Source organism: Kitasatospora sp. NPDC092948 (assembly GCF_044754805.1).
Classification (GTDB): Bacteria; Actinomycetota; Actinomycetes; order Streptomycetales; family Streptomycetaceae; genus Kitasatospora.
This window is the reverse complement of the sequence record NZ_JBIVPU010000001.1, coordinates 958386-976520: the sequence shown is the minus strand read 5'-3', so window position 1 is coordinate 976520 and position 18135 is coordinate 958386. Positions and strand designations below refer to the sequence as shown.

General features: G+C 73.3%; 15 protein-coding genes. 9 read left to right on the top strand and 6 right to left on the bottom strand.

Annotated elements, in window-relative coordinates; all coding sequences use genetic code 11:
- Positions 1-61: 61 nt before the first annotated feature.
- Positions 62-976 (bottom strand): glycoside hydrolase family 16 protein, encoded by a 915-nt coding sequence (locus ACIQF6_RS03970; RefSeq protein WP_400889789.1) that lies wholly within the window; start codon positions 974-976, stop codon positions 62-64.
- Between the two features lie 385 nt (positions 977-1361).
- Here ACIQF6_RS03970 and ACIQF6_RS03965 point away from each other — a divergent pair, with 385 nt between their 5' ends.
- The 3 genes from ACIQF6_RS03965 to ACIQF6_RS03955 all read left to right on the top strand — a co-directional run bounded on the left by ACIQF6_RS03965 (position 1362) and on the right by ACIQF6_RS03955 (position 5266).
- Positions 1362-1808 (top strand): hypothetical protein, encoded by a 447-nt coding sequence (locus ACIQF6_RS03965; RefSeq protein ID WP_400889787.1) that lies wholly within the window; start codon positions 1362-1364, stop codon positions 1806-1808.
- A gap of 141 nt (positions 1809-1949) precedes the next feature.
- Positions 1950-4037, top strand: a complete 2088-nt coding sequence (locus tag ACIQF6_RS03960; protein WP_400890113.1) for a bifunctional polysaccharide deacetylase/glycosyltransferase family 2 protein — start codon at positions 1950-1952, stop codon at positions 4035-4037.
- Positions 4038-4039: 2 nt separating this feature from the next.
- A complete protein-coding gene (locus ACIQF6_RS03955) occupies positions 4040-5266 on the top strand; it encodes an acyltransferase (protein WP_400889785.1) in 1227 nt (408 codons plus the stop codon).
- A 7-nt stretch (positions 5267-5273) separates the two neighbouring features.
- On the opposite strand, the gene ACIQF6_RS03950 is transcribed toward ACIQF6_RS03955, so the two are convergent.
- Positions 5274-6833, bottom strand: a complete 1560-nt coding sequence (locus ACIQF6_RS03950; RefSeq protein WP_400889783.1) for a PucR family transcriptional regulator — start codon at positions 6831-6833, stop codon at positions 5274-5276.
- 258 nt (positions 6834-7091) lie between these two features.
- Here ACIQF6_RS03950 and ACIQF6_RS03945 point away from each other — a divergent pair, with 258 nt between their 5' ends.
- The 5 genes from ACIQF6_RS03945 (at position 7092) to ACIQF6_RS03925 (ending at position 13475) form a co-directional block, all read left to right on the top strand.
- Positions 7092-7967 (top strand): FAD binding domain-containing protein, encoded by an 876-nt coding sequence (locus tag ACIQF6_RS03945; protein WP_400889781.1) that lies wholly within the window; start codon positions 7092-7094, stop codon positions 7965-7967.
- Positions 7964-8449: a (2Fe-2S)-binding protein gene (locus ACIQF6_RS03940; protein ID WP_400889779.1), complete on the top strand. Its 486-nt coding sequence runs from the start codon at positions 7964-7966 to the stop codon at positions 8447-8449. Before ACIQF6_RS03945 ends, ACIQF6_RS03940 begins: the two co-directional genes overlap by 4 nt.
- A gap of 11 nt (positions 8450-8460) precedes the next feature.
- Positions 8461-10794 carry a xanthine dehydrogenase subunit D gene (pucD, locus tag ACIQF6_RS03935; RefSeq protein ID WP_400890111.1) on the top strand — a complete coding sequence of 778 codons (2334 nt, stop codon included), beginning with the start codon at positions 8461-8463 and terminating at the stop codon, positions 10792-10794.
- A gap of 15 nt (positions 10795-10809) precedes the next feature.
- On the top strand, positions 10810-12240 hold the full coding sequence (locus ACIQF6_RS03930; RefSeq protein ID WP_400889777.1) for an NCS2 family permease: 1431 nt from the start codon (positions 10810-10812) through the stop codon (positions 12238-12240).
- Between the two features lie 134 nt (positions 12241-12374).
- Complete coding sequence (locus ACIQF6_RS03925) at positions 12375-13475, top strand: XdhC family protein (RefSeq protein WP_400889775.1); 1101 nt, start codon at positions 12375-12377, stop codon at positions 13473-13475.
- Here ACIQF6_RS03925 and ACIQF6_RS03920 read toward each other — a convergent pair.
- Genes ACIQF6_RS03920 through ACIQF6_RS03910 form a run of 3 tightly spaced genes read right to left on the bottom strand, consistent with a single transcriptional unit; the run spans position 13470 to position 15917 of the window.
- Positions 13470-13841 carry a hypothetical protein gene (locus ACIQF6_RS03920; RefSeq protein WP_400889773.1) on the bottom strand — a complete coding sequence of 124 codons (372 nt, stop codon included), beginning with the start codon at positions 13839-13841 and terminating at the stop codon, positions 13470-13472. The two genes, ACIQF6_RS03925 and ACIQF6_RS03920, sit on opposite strands and share 6 nt — an antisense overlap.
- A 25-nt stretch (positions 13842-13866) precedes the next feature.
- On the bottom strand, positions 13867-14772 hold the full coding sequence (locus tag ACIQF6_RS03915) for a hypothetical protein (RefSeq protein WP_400889771.1): 906 nt from the start codon (positions 14770-14772) through the stop codon (positions 13867-13869).
- The gene (locus ACIQF6_RS03910) at positions 14769-15917 is read right to left on the bottom strand and encodes a Dyp-type peroxidase (protein ID WP_400889769.1); all 1149 of its coding nucleotides are present in this window, start codon (positions 15915-15917) and stop codon (positions 14769-14771) included. The genes ACIQF6_RS03915 and ACIQF6_RS03910 overlap by 4 nt, the downstream gene beginning before the upstream one ends.
- Positions 15918-15948: 31 nt before the next feature.
- Between ACIQF6_RS03910 and ACIQF6_RS03905 the strand changes: the two genes are divergently transcribed.
- Positions 15949-17283, top strand: a complete 1335-nt coding sequence (locus ACIQF6_RS03905; protein ID WP_400889767.1) for a right-handed parallel beta-helix repeat-containing protein — start codon at positions 15949-15951, stop codon at positions 17281-17283.
- A 7-nt stretch (positions 17284-17290) separates the two neighbouring features.
- On the opposite strand, the gene ACIQF6_RS03900 is transcribed toward ACIQF6_RS03905, so the two are convergent.
- A complete protein-coding gene (locus ACIQF6_RS03900) occupies positions 17291-18067 on the bottom strand; it encodes a hypothetical protein (RefSeq protein WP_400889765.1) in 777 nt (258 codons plus the stop codon).
- Between the last annotated feature and the right edge of the window lie 68 nt (positions 18068-18135).

Sequence of the window (18135 nt, the reverse complement as noted above, 5' to 3'; positions counted from 1 at the left end):
CCGAACGGCAGCGGGCCCGGCCGACGACATTCCGTCGGCCGGGCCCTTCCACGTGCTCCGGTCAGGACTTCGGCAGGGTGTTGACGTAGTCGGTGCCCGCGCCGTAGAAGCCGTCCACGGTCTGCTGGACCTCCGCCGGGGAGAGCACCTGGTCGGCCTTGTAGTAGAACCAGTTGACCTTCATGTCCCAGCTGCGCGGGCCGCCGACCGAGGGCATCAGATCGATGAACCAGTTGCTGAAGTGGATGTCCACGTTCTCGCGCGCGACGTACTTGCCGGTGCTGGTGAACAGCTCCTTGCCGTCCAGCGAGTAGGCGGCCTTCCCCTCCGTGGCGGTGATCACCACGGTGTGCCAGCCCTCCAGTCGCTGCTTGGTCGCCCGGGTGACCCGGTCCGGCGGGTCGGCCTTGAACCAGCTGGTGGTGTCGAGCTTCGGGCCCGGCGAGCCCCAGCCGCCGTTCGGCAGGTACTCGAAGTCGAGTTCGCTGTAGTTCGCCGAGTCGTCCGAGGACGAGATCGGGAAGAAGGTCTGCACCACGTGGTCGCCGGTGCGGCCGGACGAGGGCTTGTCGCTGAAGTAGATCCGGGCGGCGAAGGTCCCGTGGAACAGGTTGGTGCCGGTGCTCTGCACCTCGACCTGCTTGGTGCCCTGCTTGGTGCCGTCGGTGGACGACCGCAGCTGGAGCGCCCGGCCGCCCTGGGCGCTCTGGTCCTCCAGGAAGGCGGCGCCGGCGGTGGTCCAGGTGTCCTTGACGCCCGGGCCGCCGCCGCCGTCCCGGACCTGCCAGCCGTGCGCGGCGAGGGCCGGGTCGTCGGGGCCGCTGTACTTGAAGGTGTCGAACAGGGTTCCCGGCGGCCCGGTCGGGGTCGGTGACGCCTTGGCGGCCGACGCGCCCTTCGCTCCGGAGTCCCCGCTGTCGGCGGGGTCGCCGTTGCACGCGACGAGCGCACACAGCAGGGTCGGCAGCGTGATCACGCTCCACGCGCGAGGGCGGGGAAAGCGGTGGGACTGGCGCACACAAGCTCCTTGGGGCGCAGCGGCGTCACCGGGAACACAGCGGCTGCGCGGGGATCGACGACCGGTCGGAGGCGGTCATCCTAACCGGGGCCGGCCGGCGCCCTGCCGCGGGGACGGCCGGGCGGGCGGACCTGAGCGCCGGCCGACAATCCGTGCACGGGTTCAAACCCCGTACGCGCCGGTAGGGGTCTCGATCCGATTACAACCCTGACTCGGAACGCGTCGAAACTGGACATCGAGCCCAATTCGTCCCAGGTCGGTGCACTAGCGTTCGAGTTACGCTCCCGCGGTCTTCACCCTCGCGATTCCCTGCTCCGAAAGGCTCCGCTCGGTGCGCTCTGCCATGCCTTCCTCCGAGCGCGGATCGGAGCACCCGCCGCTGCCCGGCACTCTCGGCCCGGAGGCCCAGGAGCCGCTTCCCGAAGCCGTGTTCGTCGAGCCGCCGCCCGAAGCGGTGTTCGTCGACGAGTCGGGGCTGCGCGGCCGGCTGCTGCGCGGGCTCGGCTGGCCCGTTTCGCTGGTGGGCGCGGTGCTCGCCGTCGCGATGGGCGGCAGTCTGATCGGCGTTCAGGCGGACGCCCCGGCGATGGAGATCCCGGCGCGGCCCGCGCCGGCCGCGGTCCCGTCGGCCGCCCCCTCCGCGTCGCCGTCCGCGTCCCCGTCGCCGTCGCCGTCCGGGACGCCCGCGCGCTCCACCTCGCCCAAGCCGGGCACCTCCACCGGCGGCTCGAAGCCCAGCACCGGGACGCACGGGGCGTCGCCCTCGGGGAAGTCGACCAAGCACCCCTGACCGGATCGACCGAGCAGCCCCGACCAGGTCGACCGAGCACCCCTGATCCGTTCGTACCACCCTTTCCAGGAGCGCCATTTGTCCCGCCACCAGCGCCGGCGGCAGTCCCTGCTGAGGCCGCGCCGACTGGCCGCGCCGCCGTTGCGTTTCGTCATGCCGCTGTCGCTGCTGGCCTGTCTGCTGGCGCTGCTGGTGCTGCGCGGGCTGGCCACCAACGAGGTGTTCCACGACACCCGGATCGCCACCTCGGTGGACAAGGACACCGTCCCGCAGAACCTGCTGAACGGCGGCCCGGTCATCGACGCCCGCGGGGACAGGAAGGCGAACCCCGTCAGCTACCGCATCCCCGACAAGACGGTGGTGCTGAGCTTCGACGACGGCCCCTCGCCGGAGTGGACGCCGAAGATCCTGGACGTGCTGAAGGCGCACGACATCCGCGCGGACTTCTTCGTGACCGGCGCGATGACCACCCGCAACCCGGACCTGATCCGGCAGATCGTCGCGGGCGGCCACGAGATCGGGCTGCACACCTTCACCCACCCCGACCTGGTGTACCAGTCGCACGCCCGGATCAGCTGGGAGCTGGCGCAGACCCAGCTGGCACTGGCGGGCGTCGCGGGCGTGCACAGCTCGCTGTTCCGGCCGCCGTACTCCTCGGAGGCGACGGCGCTGGACGACTGGAACTATCCGGTCATCCAGTTCGTGGGCGGGCACGGCTACCTGACGGCGTTCATCGACCGCGACACCGACGACTGGAAGCGCCCGGGCGTCGACGCGATCGTCAAGGCGGCGATGCCCGCCAAGCCCGGCGAGGGCGAGCTGGTCCTGCTGCACGACGCGGGCGGCGACCGCGCCGAGACCGTCGCCGCGCTGGAGCAGATCATCGTCAAGCTCCAGGCCGAGGGCTACCGCTTCACCACCATCTCCGACGCGCTCGGCGCCACCCCCGCGATGGTGCCGGTGCACGGCTTCCAGCTGTGGGCGGGCAAGGGCTTCATCTGGGCCACCCAGTTCTCGGTGCACACCCTGCCGGTGCTGGTCGGGCTGCTGGCGCTGGTCGGCTTCCTCAACTTCGGCCGGTTCGCGCTGATGATCGTCCTCGCGCCGGTCCACGCCCGCCGCTCCAAGCGGCAGGACGCCTGGGGGCCGCCCGTCACCGAGCCGGTGACCGTGCTCGTCCCCGCGTACAACGAGCTCGAATGCATCGCCAACACCCTGAACTCGTTGGCGGCCAGCGACTATCCGATCGAAGTGATCGTCATCGACGACGGCTCCACGGACGGCACCGCGGACATCGTCGAGGAGATGGACCTGCCGTTCGTCCGGCTGATCCGCAAGGTCAACGGCGGCAAGCCCAGCGCGCTCAACGCCGGTATCGCGGCCGCCTCGTACGACATCGTGGTGATGATGGACGGCGACACCGTGTTCGAGCCGTCCACGGTGCGCGAACTGGTCCAGCCGTTCGCCGATCCGCGGATCGGCGCGGTCGCGGGCAACGCCAAGGTCGGCAACCGGGACAGCCTGATCGGCGCCTGGCAGCACATCGAGTACGTCCTCGGCCACAACCTGGACCGCCGGATGTACGACGTGCTGAACGTCATCCCGACCATTCCCGGCGCGGTCGGCGCGTTCCGCAAGGAGGCGCTGCGGCAGGTCGGCGGGATGAGCGACGACACCCTCGCCGAGGACACCGACATCACCATCGGCGTGCTCTGCGCCGGCTGGCGGGTGGTCTACGCCGAGCGCGCCCGCGCCTGGACCGAGGCGCCCGCCAGCCTCCAGCAGCTGTGGTCGCAGCGCTACCGCTGGAGCTACGGCTCCATGCAGGCGATGTGGAAGCACCGCCGCGCCGTGGTCTCGCGCGGCCCGGCCGGCCGCTTCGGCCGGATCGGCCTGCCGATGGTGGTGCTGTTCGGCGTGGTCGCCCCGCTGCTGGCGCCGCTGGTCGACCTGTTCCTGCTGTACGGGGTGCTGTTCACGGACGCCCCGATCACGCTGGCCAGTTGGGGCGGCTTCATCGCGCTCCAGGGCCTGCTGTCCTGGTACGCCTTCCGACTCGACCGCGAGAAGCCCTGGCACCTGATCAGCCTGCCGCTCCAGCAGGTGGTCTACCGGCAGCTGATGTACATCGTCCTGCTGCAGTCCACGATCACCGCGCTGACCGGTGGCCGGCTGCGCTGGCAGAAGCTCCGGCGCACCGGCGAGGTCGCCGTCCCCGTGGAGGCCTGAGCGTGAGCGACACCATCCGGCTGCGGATCCCCGAGCAGCTGCGCCGGGAACTGCCCGCCGACCCGCCGCCGGCCCCCCGCAAGGGCGGCCGGGACCGCTACCTCGACCTGCTGCGCGCCCTGGCGCTGGTCCGGGTGGTGCTGTACCACAACTTCGGCTGGTTCTTCCTGCCGCTGCTGTTCCCCTCGATGGGCGTGATGTTCGCGCTGGCGGGCTCGCTGATGACCCGTTCGCTGAGCCGCCCCGCGCTGAGCGTGATCCGCGGCCGACTGCGCCGCCTGCTGCCGCCGATGTGGCTGTTCGGCGCGATCGTGGTCACCGCGCAGGTGCTCGACGGCGACGGCCCGCACAACGGCGGCCACCCCACCTGGTGGTGGGCGAAGCTGGCGTTCTGGGTGCTGCCGCTGAGCACTCCCCCGTACGCGACGGACGGGCTGCACGGCTTCGGCGGCCACCTGGAGTCCGGCTGGGCCACCCAGCTGGTGGTGCCGCTCTGGTACCTGCGGGCCTACCTCTGGTACGTGCTGCTGTCGCCGCTGATGCTGAAGGCCCTGCGGCGCTTCCCGGTGGTGACGCTGTTCACCCCGCTGGCGGTCGTGATCGCCATGAACGGGTTCGTCACCGACCAGGACTTCATCTACCCGCGGGTCTGGGAGACCGCCAACGACTTCGCGATGTTCGGCTCCTGCTGGATCCTCGGCATGGCCCACCAGGAGGGCCTGCTGCGGAAGCTCCCGCAGTACGTGCTGCCGTCGATCGCCCCGCTGATCATGGTGGCGGGCTTCTGGTACCTGCAGACCCGGCCGGTCGACCCGACCCAGCCGACCGACATCGAGGCCTGGCCGATCGCCCAGGCGGTGTGGTCGTTCGGCTTCGTCGCGCTGCTGCTGCACGTCAGCCCGTCGTGGGAGCAGTGGCCCGCGCCGCTGGAACGCTGGAACGGCCTGGTGAGCCTGCTGAACTCGCGGGCCGTCAGCGTCTACCTGTGGCACGTGACGGCGCTGGTGCTGGCCGTCCCGCTGATCGACCGGCTGTGGGACGTCGACTTCTTCTACGCGCATCTGAAGTGGCTGCTGACCAGCCAGTGGTTCACCCTGCTGGTCGGCATCCCGCTGCTGGCCCTGCTGGTGCTGGTGTTCGGCTGGGTCGAGGACGTGGCGGCGAAGCGCAGGCCGCGGCTGTTCCCGTACCCGCGCCGCCCGCGCGGCCGGCGGCGCAGCGCCGCCTGACGGCCCGTCAGGCGAGCTGGAGGGCCAGGTAGAAGTCCACCCGGTCCTCCAGCCGGGACAGGTCGCGGCCGGTCAGCTCCTCGATCCGGCCGATCCGGTAGCGCAGGGTGTTGACGTGCACGTGCAGCTGGGCGGCGCAGCGGGTCCAGGAACCGTCGGCGCGCAGGAACGCGCCGAGGGTGTGCAGCAGGTCGGCCTGGTGTTCCTGGTCGTAGGCGGTGACGGGGTCGAGCAGCCGGGCCCGGAAGGCGCGCCGGACGTCGTCGGGGACGGCGGCCAGCAGCAGGACGTGCGAGGCGAGTTCCTCGGGGCCGGCGACCCGGATCCGGCCGGGGCGGGCGTCGGCGACCCGGCGGGCGTGCCGGGCCTCTTCGAGGGCGCCGCGCAGGCCGGCGGGCTCGGCGGCGGGTGCGGCGACGCCGACGGTGATCCGGCTGTCGGCGTCGAGTCCGGCCTCCAGCGGGGCGAGCAGGGCGCGGACGGCGTCGGCGGGGGCCGCGGGGGCAGCGGCGTCGGAGGCGGCGGCGTCGGGGGCGGGCAGCACGGCGACGGCGCCGGCCGGGCCGTCGGCGGCGACCAGGGCCGTCGCGGGCAGCGCCTCTTCGAGGACCGGGCGCAGCGCGCCGTCGGGCAGGCCGGTGGCGTCGGCGGTCAGCACCAGCCACTGCGGGTGGCCCTCGCCGGGCAGGACGCGGGCGATCTCGGCGGGGGCGGCGTCGCGCCGCAGCAGGGCGAGGAGTTCGTCGGCGATCCGGCGGCGCAGGCGGCGGCTGTCGTCGCGGCGGGTGCGTTCGGCGGCGACCAGGCGGGCCAGGTTGTCGGCGAGCTGGCGGCGTTTGGCGGGCCATTCGGCGAGGTCGCCGGCGACGGCGAGGATCCAGTCGGCGAGCGGGGCGGCGGTGGCGGTCTCGGCGGCGGGCAGCAGCGAGTAGGCGCCATCGGCGAGGCGGACCCGGTGCGGGGGTCGTTGGCCGCGCTGCTGGGCGGCGAGGTGGGTGCGGGCGAGCCGGTCGCGGTCCTCGGGGGTGAGGCGGTCGGCGGGTCCGGCGACGACCCGGCCGGTGGGGGTGAGCACCCAGCAGTCGAGGTCGAGATCGCCGCCGAGCAGGTCGAGGACGGCGTCCAGGCCGCCGGTGCCGGCGGCGGAGACCAGCAGCCGGTGCCGGTCGACGAGGGCGGCGAGGTCGGCGGCGCGTCCGGCGGAGACGTGCCGGCCGACGTATTCGGTGAGGGTGCCGAACGCGACGTCGTCGGGGACGGCGAGCAGCGGCAGCCGGTGCCGGCGGCAGGCGTCGACCAGGTCCGCGGGGACGGGTCCGACCTCGACCTCGCCGGCGCCGAGTGCGGCGGCGCCGCCGGCCACCAGGGTGCGCACGAAACGGGCGGAGTCGGCGGGGGCGGTACGCCACAGCATGCCGGTGAGGACGAGTTCGCCGCCGTGCAGGAACCGCCCCGGGTCCTGGAGGTCGGTGGTCATCACGCCGGTGACCTGCCGGTCGAGTTCGTCCTCGCCGGCGAGCAGGCGCAGTCGGGGTGCGCCGGCGGCGAGCAGGTCGCGGACGCGCATGGACGGGGCCCTTCGTGACGGTGCGGCGGGTGCTGCGGGTGCGGTGGGTGATTCGTGGGGGTGATTCCGGGGCGAGGACGGCCCAGGGTGACCCGGGTGGGCTGGAGGATCGTCCACATTGGACGAACGTACAGGACAGTGCGGCGGCGCACCGTCGGCCCTCATGCCATCGGTGACTGCCGACCATGCCGCCGGCGGCGGTTCACTGGCCTGCACGCCGCCGGGTCCTCGCCCGTCGGCACGGAGAGGAGACACCGCATGGAGTTCCTTCGGCCCGCGAGCTGGGACGAGGCGCTCGTGGCGATGGCCGAGCACCCGGGGGCGCTGCCGGTCTCCGGCGGCACCGATGTCATGGTCGAGCTGAACTTCGACCTGCGCCGGCCGCCGGCGCTCCTCGACCTGAACCGGATCGAGGAGCTGACCGAGTGGAGCACCGACGGGGCGTGGGTGCGCCTGGGCGCGGCGGTGCCGTACGCCCGGATCATCGACGAGCTGTCGGCTCCGCTGCCGGGGCTGGCGCTGGCGTCGCGGACGGTGGGTTCGCCGCAGATCCGCAACCGGGGCGGTGTCGGCGGCAACCTGGGCGCGGCCTCGCCGGCCGGTGACGCGCATCCGGCGCTGCTGGCCGCGGGCCGCGGGGTGCGGGTGGAGGCGCATTCGGTGCGCGGGGTGCGGCTGATTCCGATCGACGAGTTCTACGTCGGGGTGAAGCGGCACTGCCTGGCGCCGGACGAGCTGATCCGGGCGGTGCGGATCCCGGTCGCGGACGGCCCGCAGCAGTTCGCCAAGGTCGGCACCCGCAACGCGATGGTGATCGCGGTCTGCGCGTTCGGCCTGGCGCTGCACCCGAAGGACCGCTCGGTCGGCGCCGGCATCGGCTCGGCCGCGCCGACGCCGCGCCGCGCCGCGCAGGCCGAGGCGTACCTGCGGGAGGCGCTGGCCTGGGAGTCCGGCGACCCGCCGGCCCCGCGGGTGGTGCGGCGCTTCGGCGAGCTGGTGGCGGCCGCCGCCGACCCGATCGACGACGTCCGGGGCACCGCCGCGTACCGGCGGCACGCCCTGGCGGTGCTGGCCCGGCGCACTTTGACGTGGTGTTGGAACGACTACCGCGAGCAGTTGGGGAGGGCGGCATGAGGGTCACGTTCACGGCGAACGGGCGGCCGGTGGAGGCCGACGACGTGTGGGAGGGCGAGTCGCTGCTGTACGTGCTGCGCGAGCGGGTCGGCCTGCCCGGTTCGAAGAACGCCTGCGAGCAGGGCGAGTGCGGCTCGTGCACCGTCTACCTGGACGACGTTCCGGTCTGCGCCTGCCTGGTGGCGGCCGGTCAGGTGCAGGGCCGTCAGGTGCGCACCGTGGAGGGCCTGACCGGCCCGGACGGCGCGCTCGGCCCGGTGCAGCAGGCGTTCCTGGACGCGGGCGCGGTGCAGTGCGGTTTCTGCACGCCCGGCCTGCTGGTGCAGACCGACGCCCTGCTGGCCCGGGACCCGCGGCCGTCCGACGGCGACATCCGCGAGGCGCTGTCGGGAAACCTGTGCCGCTGCACCGGCTACGAGAAGATCATGGACGCGGTGCGGCTGGCCTCGGCCCGCATCGACCGGGCGGGGGGCGGCAGGTGACGACCCGTCCGATCCAGGCCGAGAAGAACCTGCAGAAGATCAGCCAGGCGTCCGAGCACGGCATCGGGCAGTCCCCGCTGCGCCCGGACGGCACGCTGAAGGTGAAGGGCGAGTTCGCCTACTCCTCCGACCTGTGGCACGAGGACATGCTGTGGGGCACGGCGCTGCGCTCCCCGCACCCGCGCGCCAACATCCGCTCGGTCGACGTCTCGGGGGCCCTCGCTGTCCCCGGCGTGCACGCGGTGCTCACCCACGAGGACATCCCGGGCGCCAAGTTCTACGGCCTGGAGATCGCCGACCAGCCGGCCCTGGCGATCGACAAGGTCCGCTACCAGGGCGAGCCGGTCGCGCTGGTGGCCGCCGACCACCCGGAGACGGCCCGCCGGGCGGCAAAGCGGATCGTCGTCGACTACGAGGTGCTCACCCCGATCACCACCGAACAGCAGTGCCTCGACCCGGAGCGGTACGGCTACGTCCACGAGCCGTACGAGTACAAGGCCCGCGCGCACGGCAACCTCTGCCACGAGCAGCGGCTGGTGGCGGGCCTGGGCATCACCGACGAGGTGCGGGCGCTCGCGGACGTCATCGTCTCCGGCGAGTACGAGGTCGGCATGCAGGACCAGGCGTTCCTCGGCCCCGAGTCGGGTCTGGCGGTGCCCGCCGAGGACGGCGGCGTGGACCTGTACATCGCCACCCAGTGGCTGCACGTGGACCGGCAGCAGATGGCGCCGGTGCTGGCCCTGCCGGAGGAGAAGATCCGGCTCACCCTGGCCGGGGTGGGCGGCGCGTTCGGCGGCCGCGAGGACCTGTCGATGCAGATCCACGCCTGCCTGCTGGCGCTGCACACCCGAAAGCCCGTCAAGATCGTGTACTCCCGCGACGAGTCGTTCTTCGGGCACGTGCACCGCCACCCGGCCCGGATGCGCTACGAGCACGGCGCGACCCGGGACGGCCGGCTGGTGTTCGCGGACGGCCGGATCGTGCTGGACGGCGGCGCGTACGCCTCCACCTCGGCCGCCGTGGCCGGCAACGCCGCCTCGCTCGGCCACGGCCCGTACGTCATTCCGAACGTCCGGATGCACGCCCTCGCGCTGTACTCCAACAACCCGCCGTGCGGGGCGATGCGCGGCTTCGGCGCGGTGCAGGCCGCGTTCGGCTACGAGTCGCAGATGGACCGGCTGGCCGCCGCGCTCGGCATGGACCCGGTGGAGCTGCGGCAGCTGAACGCGCTCTCCGAGGGTTCCGTGATGCCGACCGGGCAGCGGATCGACTCGCCCGCGCCGGTCGCCGAGCTGCTCCGGCGGGCCAAGGACCGGCCGCTGCCGCCGCCGCTCGACCCGTCCGAGCAGCGCTCGCTGCCGGGCGCCCTGTCCAACAGCTCGCACGGCGAGGGCGTGGTGCGCGGGGTCGGCTACTCGGTGGGCATCAAGAACGTCGGCTTCTCCGAGGGCTTCGACGACTACTCCACCGCCCGGGTCCGGCTGGAGGTGCTCGGCGGCGAGCCGGTCGCCATGGTGCACACGGCGGCGGCCGAGGTCGGCCAGGGCGGCGTCACCGTGCACGCCCAGATCGCCCGGACCGAGCTGGGCGTCGAGCACGTCACCATCCACCCCGCCAACACCGAGATCGGCTCGGCCGGTTCCACCTCCGCCTCCCGGCAGACGTACATGACGGGCGGCGCGGTCAAGCTCGCCGCCGAGGCCGTCCGCGAGGTGCTGCTCGACCGGGGCCGCCGCCGGCACGGCTGGACGCACCGCGACCTGACGCTGACGGGCGGTCGGGTCGTCTCCCTGTCCGCCGGTGTTCTGGCACCCCTCGTCGAGCTCCTCGGCGACGAGCCGGTGGAGCAGACCCGGGTGTACCGCCACCGGCCGACCGCCGCGCTGCACCCGGAGACCGGGCAGGGTTTCGGCCACGTCCAGTACTCCTTCTGTGCGAACCGCGCCGTGGTGGACGTGGATGTGGAGCTCGGTCTGGTCAAGGTGGTCGAACTGACGGCCGTTCAGGACGTCGGGCGGGCTCTCAACCCGCTCGCCGTGCTCGGCCAGATCCACGGCGGCTGCACCCAGGCCCTCGGCCTGGCGGTGATGGAGGAGATCGTGCTCACGGACGGCAAGGTGCGCAACGCCTCGTTCACCGACTACCTGATCCCGACCGTCCTCGACACCCCGCCGATCCCGGTCGAACTCCTCGAACTCCCCGACCCGCACGCCCCGTACGGGCTGCGGGGCGTCGGCGAGGCCCCGACCGTGTCCGCCACCCCGTCGATCGTGGCGGCGATCCGGCAGGCCACCGGGAAGGCGCTGACCCGCATCCCGGTCCGGCCGGAGCACCTCACCCTCTGAACTCTGGGAACCGACATGGCACAGATCCCGGCGCAGCCCGGCCCCACCTCGCGCGGCGCGCTGGACGCGTACTTCAAGATCTCGGCGCGCGGGTCCACCGTGGGCACCGAGGTGCGCGGCGGCCTCACCACCTTCATGGCGATGGCCTACATCCTGCTGCTCAACCCGATCATCCTGAGCGGCCCGGACGTCACCGGCCACCGCCTCGACCACGCCCAGGTGACCACCGCGACCGCGCTCGCCGCCGCCGTCACCACCCTGGTGATGGGCGTGGTCGGCAAGGTGCCGCTGGCGCTCGCCGCCGGCCTGTCCGTCTCGGGCGTGATCTCGGCGCTGGTGGTGCCGCACACCACCTGGCCGCAGGCGTTCGGCCTGTGCGTGATCTACGGTCTGCTGATCGTGCTGCTGGTGGTGTCCGGCCTGCGCGAGAAGATCATGAACGGGATTCCGCTGGCGCTGAAGCACGCCATCACCATCGGCATCGGCCTGTTCATCTCGATCGTCGGCTTCGTCAAGGCCGGGTTCGTGCACACCGGCGGGCCGACCCCGCTCTCCCTCGGCCCGTTCGGCGAGCTGGAGGGCTGGCCGGTCCTGCTCTTCTCGCTCACCCTGCTGTTCATCTTCGTGCTGCTGGCCCGGGGCGTGCGCGGCGCGATCCTGATCGGCCTCGCGGTGGGCACCGGCGTCGCGATGATCGTCGACCGGGCCGCCGACCTGACCGCCGAGGACTGGGGCGGCTCCGCGCCGGTCTGGCCCGGCTCGCCGGTCTCCGCGCCCGACTTCGGGCTGTTCGGCCACGTCGACCTGTTCGGTGCGTTCGGCTCGGCCGGCATGGGCGCGATCAGCGCCACCGTCGCGGTGTTCACCCTGGTCCTGGCCGGGTTCTTCGACGCGATGGCCACCATCATCGGCGTCGGCACCGAGGCCGGCCTCGCCGACTCCAGGGGCCGGATGCCCGGCCTGTCGAAGGCGCTGTTCATCGACGGCGCGGGCGGCGCGATCGGCGGCGTCGCCGGGGCCTCCGGGCAGACCGTGTTCCTGGAGTCCGCGACCGGCGTCGGCGACGGCGCCCGCACCGGCCTGGCCTCCGTCGTCATCGGCGGCGTGTTCGCCCTGATGCTGTTCTTCTCCCCGCTCGCCGCCATCGTGCCGGTGCAGGTCGCCTCGGCGGCGCTGGTGGTGATCGGCTCCCTGATGATGAGTCAGGCCCGGCTCATCGACTGGGCGGACCGCGAGGTCGCCGTCCCCGCGTTCCTCACCAGCGTCGTCATGCCGTTCACCTACAGCATCACGGCGGGCGTCGCGGCGGGCGTCGTCTCCTGGACGGTCGTCAAGGCCGGCACCGGCAAGTGGCGCGAGCCCGGCGTCCTGATGTGGATCCTCACCGTCGTCTTCGTCGTCTACTTCGCGCTCGCCCCGATCAAGTCCTGGCTGGGCGTCCACTGAGCCCCTGGCCGGGGCGACCCCTCCACCGGCCGCTCCCCCGCCCCGTTCCCCGCCCCCTCCGCCGGCCCCTCCGTCGGCCCTGGCCCGGCACCCCCTTCCCGCGCACACCGGAGCGGTACCGCAAGGAGTTCTTCGTGCAGGACATCGCCGCACAACTCCACGACTGGCACGCCGCCGGACGCCCCTTCGCCGTGGCCACCGTGGTCCGCGCCTCGGGCAGCGCCCCGCGCGGGCCTGGCGCGGCGCTCGCCGTCGACGCGTACGGCGAGGCGGTGGGCTCGATCTCCGGCGGCTGCGTGGAGGCGGCGGTCTACGAGGCGTGCCAGGAGGCCCTCTCCTCCGGCACCCCGGTCCTCCGGCACTTCGGCTACAGCGACGAGGACGCCTTCGCCGTCGGCCTGACCTGCGGCGGTTCCCTCGACGTCTTCGTCCACCCGGTCGTCCCCGGCACCTCCCCCGGCCTCGACGCCGCCGTCTCCCTCCTCGCCTCCGGCACCCCCTTCGCGGTGGCCCGGATCGTCGACGGACCGTCAGCTCTCCTCGGCCGCACGCTCGCCGTCACCCCCGACGCCTCGTACGGCGCCCTCCCCCTCGCCCGCCCGCTGGTCGCCGAGACCCGCGGCATGCTCTCCGCCGGCCGCACCGGTCTCCTCCCCCTCGGCTCCGCCACCCTGTTCGTCGAGTCCTACGTGCCGCCCCCGCGCCTGCTGATCTTCGGCGCCATGGACTTCGCCGCCGCGCTGGCCCGGATCGGCAAGTTCCTCGGCTACCACGTCACCGTCTGCGACGCCCGCCCGGTCTTCGCCACCCGCCGCCGCTTCCCCGACGCGGACGAGATCGTCGTCGACTGGCCCCACCGCTACCTCGACGCCCAGGTCGAGAGCCTCGACGCCCGCACCGTCCTGTGCGTCCTCACCCACGACGCCAAGTTCGACCTGCCCTTGTTGCAGCGCGCCCTGCGCCTCCCCGTCGCCTACGTCGGCGCCCTCGGCTCCCGCCGCACCCACCACGACCGCCTCGTCCACCTCCGCGAAGCCGGCCTCACTGACGCCGAGTTGTCGCGCCTCCACTCCCCCATCGGCCTCGACCTCGGCGCCCGCACCCCCGAGGAGACCGCCGTCTCCATCGCCGCCGAAATCGTCGCCCACACCCGCGGCGGCACCCACCTGCCGCTCACCACGACGACGGGGCCGATCCACCACGACGGTGCGCAGGAGTCCGGCCCGGCCCTATGACGCCGTCCTGTTCCAGTTCTCCAGCCACCAGCTGTCGCCGCGGTCGGCTCCTTCGAGGCCGTCGAAGCGGCGGGTGGCATGGTCGACGAAGGCCGCGGGCAGCCTGACGCCGTGTTCGGCCAGGTAGTGCGCCAGGCCCTCGGGCCAGAGGAACTCCCCGTCGGTGAACTCGGCGGACCCGTTCGGCCGGCCGCAGATCCGGCAGGGGGAGGTGCCCATGAACTCCCCCAGCAGGTAGCCCTGGCAGAGGTAGCCGACGACGAAGTCGCGCTCGTCGACGTCCCAGTCCGGGTCCACGAGTTCACGCGGGTCCGGCCCCTCGGGCCACTGCTTCCCTCCCCAGTACCCGATCATCCTCAGCTTCATGGCCGGATTCTCGCGCAGACCGCGATCAGGAATCGAACGCCCGGGTCGCGCCGTACTTCCCGGCGTCCTCCGGCACCACCGGGCTCGCCCGGCGCGGCCCGCCCGGGCGCTCCCGTTGGACCGGCAGGCCGGTCGGGAGCATCGGGGCCACCGCCGCGAACATCGCCCACACCGCCGAGCCGCGGTAGTCGGCGAACTCCTCGGTGGCGCCCAGCCACAGCGCGCCGGACGGAAGCTCGGTGACGTCCGCCAGGCCCGACCCGGCGAACGCGGCGGCGCCGCCGTGTTCGGCGGCCAACTGCCGTGGCACGACGGTGATCCAGTCGTAGCCGCGGAGGATCCGCCGGGCGTCGTCGTAGGTGTCGCCCAGATCGCGCAGGCCCAGTGCGTGCTCCAACGCGGTGCAGGTCACCGCTCCGCCGTGGCCGACCGACCCGAACACCGGGTCCGCCTCGTCGACGACGCCGCGGATGCTCTGCACCACGGCGGCGACCAGCGCGGCGGAGACCGGGGTCTCCAGCCGGAGGACCGCCCACCGTTCGTCGGCGTCGTCCCGCCAGGCCGTCAGGTCGCAGACGACCTCGACGGTGAGTCCGCCCTGTCCGATGGCCGCCGCCGTCGCGGACACCGTCCGGCCCTCCGCGGCCCGTTCGGCGAGCCAGTCGAGGTTCTCCGCGCTGTACGGGCGGTGCTGGAACATGCCGCCGAGCTCCAACGAGGCCGCCGACAGCCGGATCCGGCCGGTGAGGGCGTCGCCGTGGACCCGCCCGGCACTCCCTTCCGCGAGCTCGTCGACCCGGGCCTTCAGCGGGCCCTCGATCCGTCCCAGCGCCTCGGTGAGGAAGCGCAGGACGACCGCCTTGAACTCCTCGGGGCTCCCGACGTCCAGCAGGACCTCCCCGGAGAGGCGCGCGTCACCCCCGGCGGTCACAGCGTCGCGCCGAGCGGTCGGTCCGGGCGGGAGCCCGGGAGGACCCAGGCGACGGCGGAGGCGTTGTGGGTGAGGTAGGGGTTGAGGGCGTCGTTCTCGGCGAGGCGGTTCTGGACGCGGGTGAAGAGGGCGGGGTCGCGCATGAAGGCGCAGAACAGCAGGCCGCGGTCGTCGGGGCCGTCGTCGTAGGAGTAGCCGCGGCGGAGCATCCGGGCGCCGCCGTCGAGTCGGGGGCTGCTGAGGCGGACGTGGGCGTCGACGGGGATGACGTAGGAGCCGTCGGGGTGCTTGATGTAGATGTCGGGGTCGTCGTGCTCGGCGGTGCCGCTGAGCGGGGCCCCGGACATCAGGTGGCGGCCCATGGCGAGTTCCTGACGGTCCGTCGGCACGGCGGCGAAGGCGGCGGTGTCCATGCGTATCCGGCGGTAGACCAGGATGGTGCCGTCGGAGTGCCACAGGCCGGGGTCGGCGGGGTCGGGGTTGGCGGTGCCGTCCTTGAAGCCGAACAGGTTGCGCGGGGTCTCCCCGTCGGGGACGTTCGGGAGGAAGCCGGCCTGGCTCCACCGGGGCGCGGCGCCGAAGGGCCTTGCGGCGGTGAGCAGATGCTCGGTCAGGACGCCGGTGGTCCACGGCTGTTCGGCGGAGATCTGGAGCAGCAGGTCGCCGCCGCCGCGCGCGGGGTCGAGCCGGTCGCCGGGGAAGGCCGGGAGTTCGGCGAGTTCGGCGGGCGCGTCGAGCTTCAGGCGGGCGGCCAGCGCGGGGCCGACGGCGGCCAGCGAGGAGACCGGGGCGGCGGACAGGCGCGGGTCGGCGAGGCTGCCGTCGGACGCGGCGGCGAGCACCTTGTCGAGTGCGGCGAGCAGGCCGCGCAGTGCGTCACGGTCGGCGGTGGCGGGCAGGTCGAGCGCGAGCAGCCGGGTGGCGGGGAGTTGACGGTACGTCAGACCGGACTGTCGCGCGCCGTAGTGGGGAACCGGGGCGGGGAGCGCGGGGGCCTGGTGCCCGGAACCGCGGCCGAGGGCGGTGGCGGTGGCCGCGCCCGCCCCGGCGGCCAGCACGGCGCCCGCCGACAGCAGCATCCGGCGGCCGATGCGGGGCCCTCCGGCGGCGGCGGTGTCCTGCGGGTTCCCCGATTCGATGTGCATGGCCGCTATTGGAGACGATAGAACACGTTTCATGCAACTCCTCCATGGTTTCCACCCGTTGATGCGCCGACGGACCGGTCCGCGCCGGTTCCGGACCGGCCTCGTGGCGCTGGGCCTGCTGCTGCCGGCGCTGGCCGCCTGTTCCTCGTCCTCGTCGACGTCCGCCGACCACCACCCGCCGGGCACGGTGATCCAGGTGCCGGAGGACGTCCCGACGGTGCAGCGCGCCGTGGACCTGGCCAACCCCGGTGACCTGGTCCTGGTGCATCCCGGCGTGTACAAGGAGAGCGTGCGGATCACCAAGCCCCGGATCGTGCTGCGCGGTTCGGACCGCAACACGGTGGTCTTCGACGGCGACCTGAAGCTGATCAACGGCATCACCGCGACCGGTGCGGGCACCGTGGTGGAGAACCTCACCGTGCACGGCTTCCTCGCCAACGGCGTGCTGTTCACCGGCGTCACCGACGAGAAGCTCCAGCGCCACGGCGCGGGCGGCTCCGCGTACGACCCGCTGGACACCACCCGGTTCCCGGCCGTGCAGGGCTTCCGGGCGAGCAAGGTGACGTCGTACGGGAACGCCCTGTACGGCATCTACGCGTTCGACGCGCGCGACGGGATCATCGAGGACTCGTACGCGTCGGGGCAGGCCGACTCGGGGATCTACGTCGGCCAGTGCAGGCCGTGCAACACGCTGGTGCGGGGCAACACGGTGGAGCGCAACGCCGTCGGCATCGAGATCACCAACGCCTCGGAGAACCTCACCGTGGTGGGCAACCGGGCCGTCAACAACCGGGTCGGGGTGACCATAAACTCCAACGACCTGGAGTCGCTGGCCCCGCAGCACGCCGCGGTGATCGCCGGCAACGTGATCGCGAACAACAACTCGGCGGACTCGCCGCAGCAGGCCGACGGCGGCTTCGGCATCGGGGTCGGGATCGGCGGCGGCACCGACAACCGGGTCGAGCGCAACCTCGTCCAGGGCAACCGGGCCGCGGGCGTCGTGGTCACCGACCCGCCCGGGCACCCCGCCTCGGGCAACAGGGTGACGGGGAACCGGGCCACCGGCAACGGCGTGGACCTGGTCAGTTCGGCCGCCGACCCCGGCAACTGCTTCTCCGGCAACAGTCCGGCCGTGCAGAGCCCCGCCGACCTGGAGCAGCTGGCCGCGTGCGGGGCGAGCGGCGGCGGCAAGGTGCCGCCGGGCCGCGCGGCCGGGGTGCAGCCGCCGCCCGGGATGGCGTTCAACGCCGTGCCGGTGCCGCCCGCCCAGCCGTCGATGACCGACCCGAGCGCCCCGGCCGTCCCCGCCGTGGACCTGCCCGGCAAGGTCGACCCGGACAGCTACCCGCTGCCGACGGCCGTCTGACGGCATTTCAGCCCGCCGTCGCCCAGGGCGCTTCCGGGAGCTTGGCCCCGGCGTCCTGACCGCCGATCTCCAGGGTGGTCGGGGTGCCGAGGCCGGCCATCCGCATGGTGACCCGGCGCAGGCCGCCGTCGGCGTCGAGCCAGTAGGTGAGCGGCGAGGTGCCGGTGTCCTTGTCGGCGGCGTCGCGGGAGCGCGGGCCGGCGATCCGGTCGTAGTCGCGGCCGTCGATCCGGTCCCGGCCGAGCCAGCGCGGCCCGGCCTGGGCCAGCAGCAGCGGGTTGTCGGGCCGGTCCGCGCCCAGCTGGACGAGCAGTTGGAGCCCGGCGTCCAGCGGGTCGGTGCCGTAGCTGCGCGACGACCAGCCGGTGCGCGGCACGTGCTCGGCCTGCTCCCAGGCCGGGCCGTCCACCCCCGCGGGCGACTTGGCCAGGCCCAGCCCGCCGGTGTCCCACACCACCAGGCCCTGGTCCGCGATGCCGCCCTTGCCGGTGACGGTGTAGCTGCCCGCGGCGTGCTTGGTGCGGTAGTCCACGACGCCCTGCACCTCGACCACCATGCCGTCGCCCTCCTGCACCTTCACCGTCACCCGCAGCGGGCTGGCCTGATAGACCTTCAGCCGGGACAGCGCCAGCCGGGACGCCTCGTCGGTGGTCAGCGGACGGCTCTCCTCGCCGCCGCCCACCAGCTGCCAGGCCGTCACCCCGCCGCCCGCGAGCACGGCCGCCGCCACGGCGGTGACGATCAGGCTGCGCCGGGACAGGCGACGCTTCTTGTCGGATGCCATCGGGGTGTTTCGCTCCTCGGTGCGGGACGGGTGGTGCTCGGGGAAGGGCCCCGGGACAGTATCCCGGG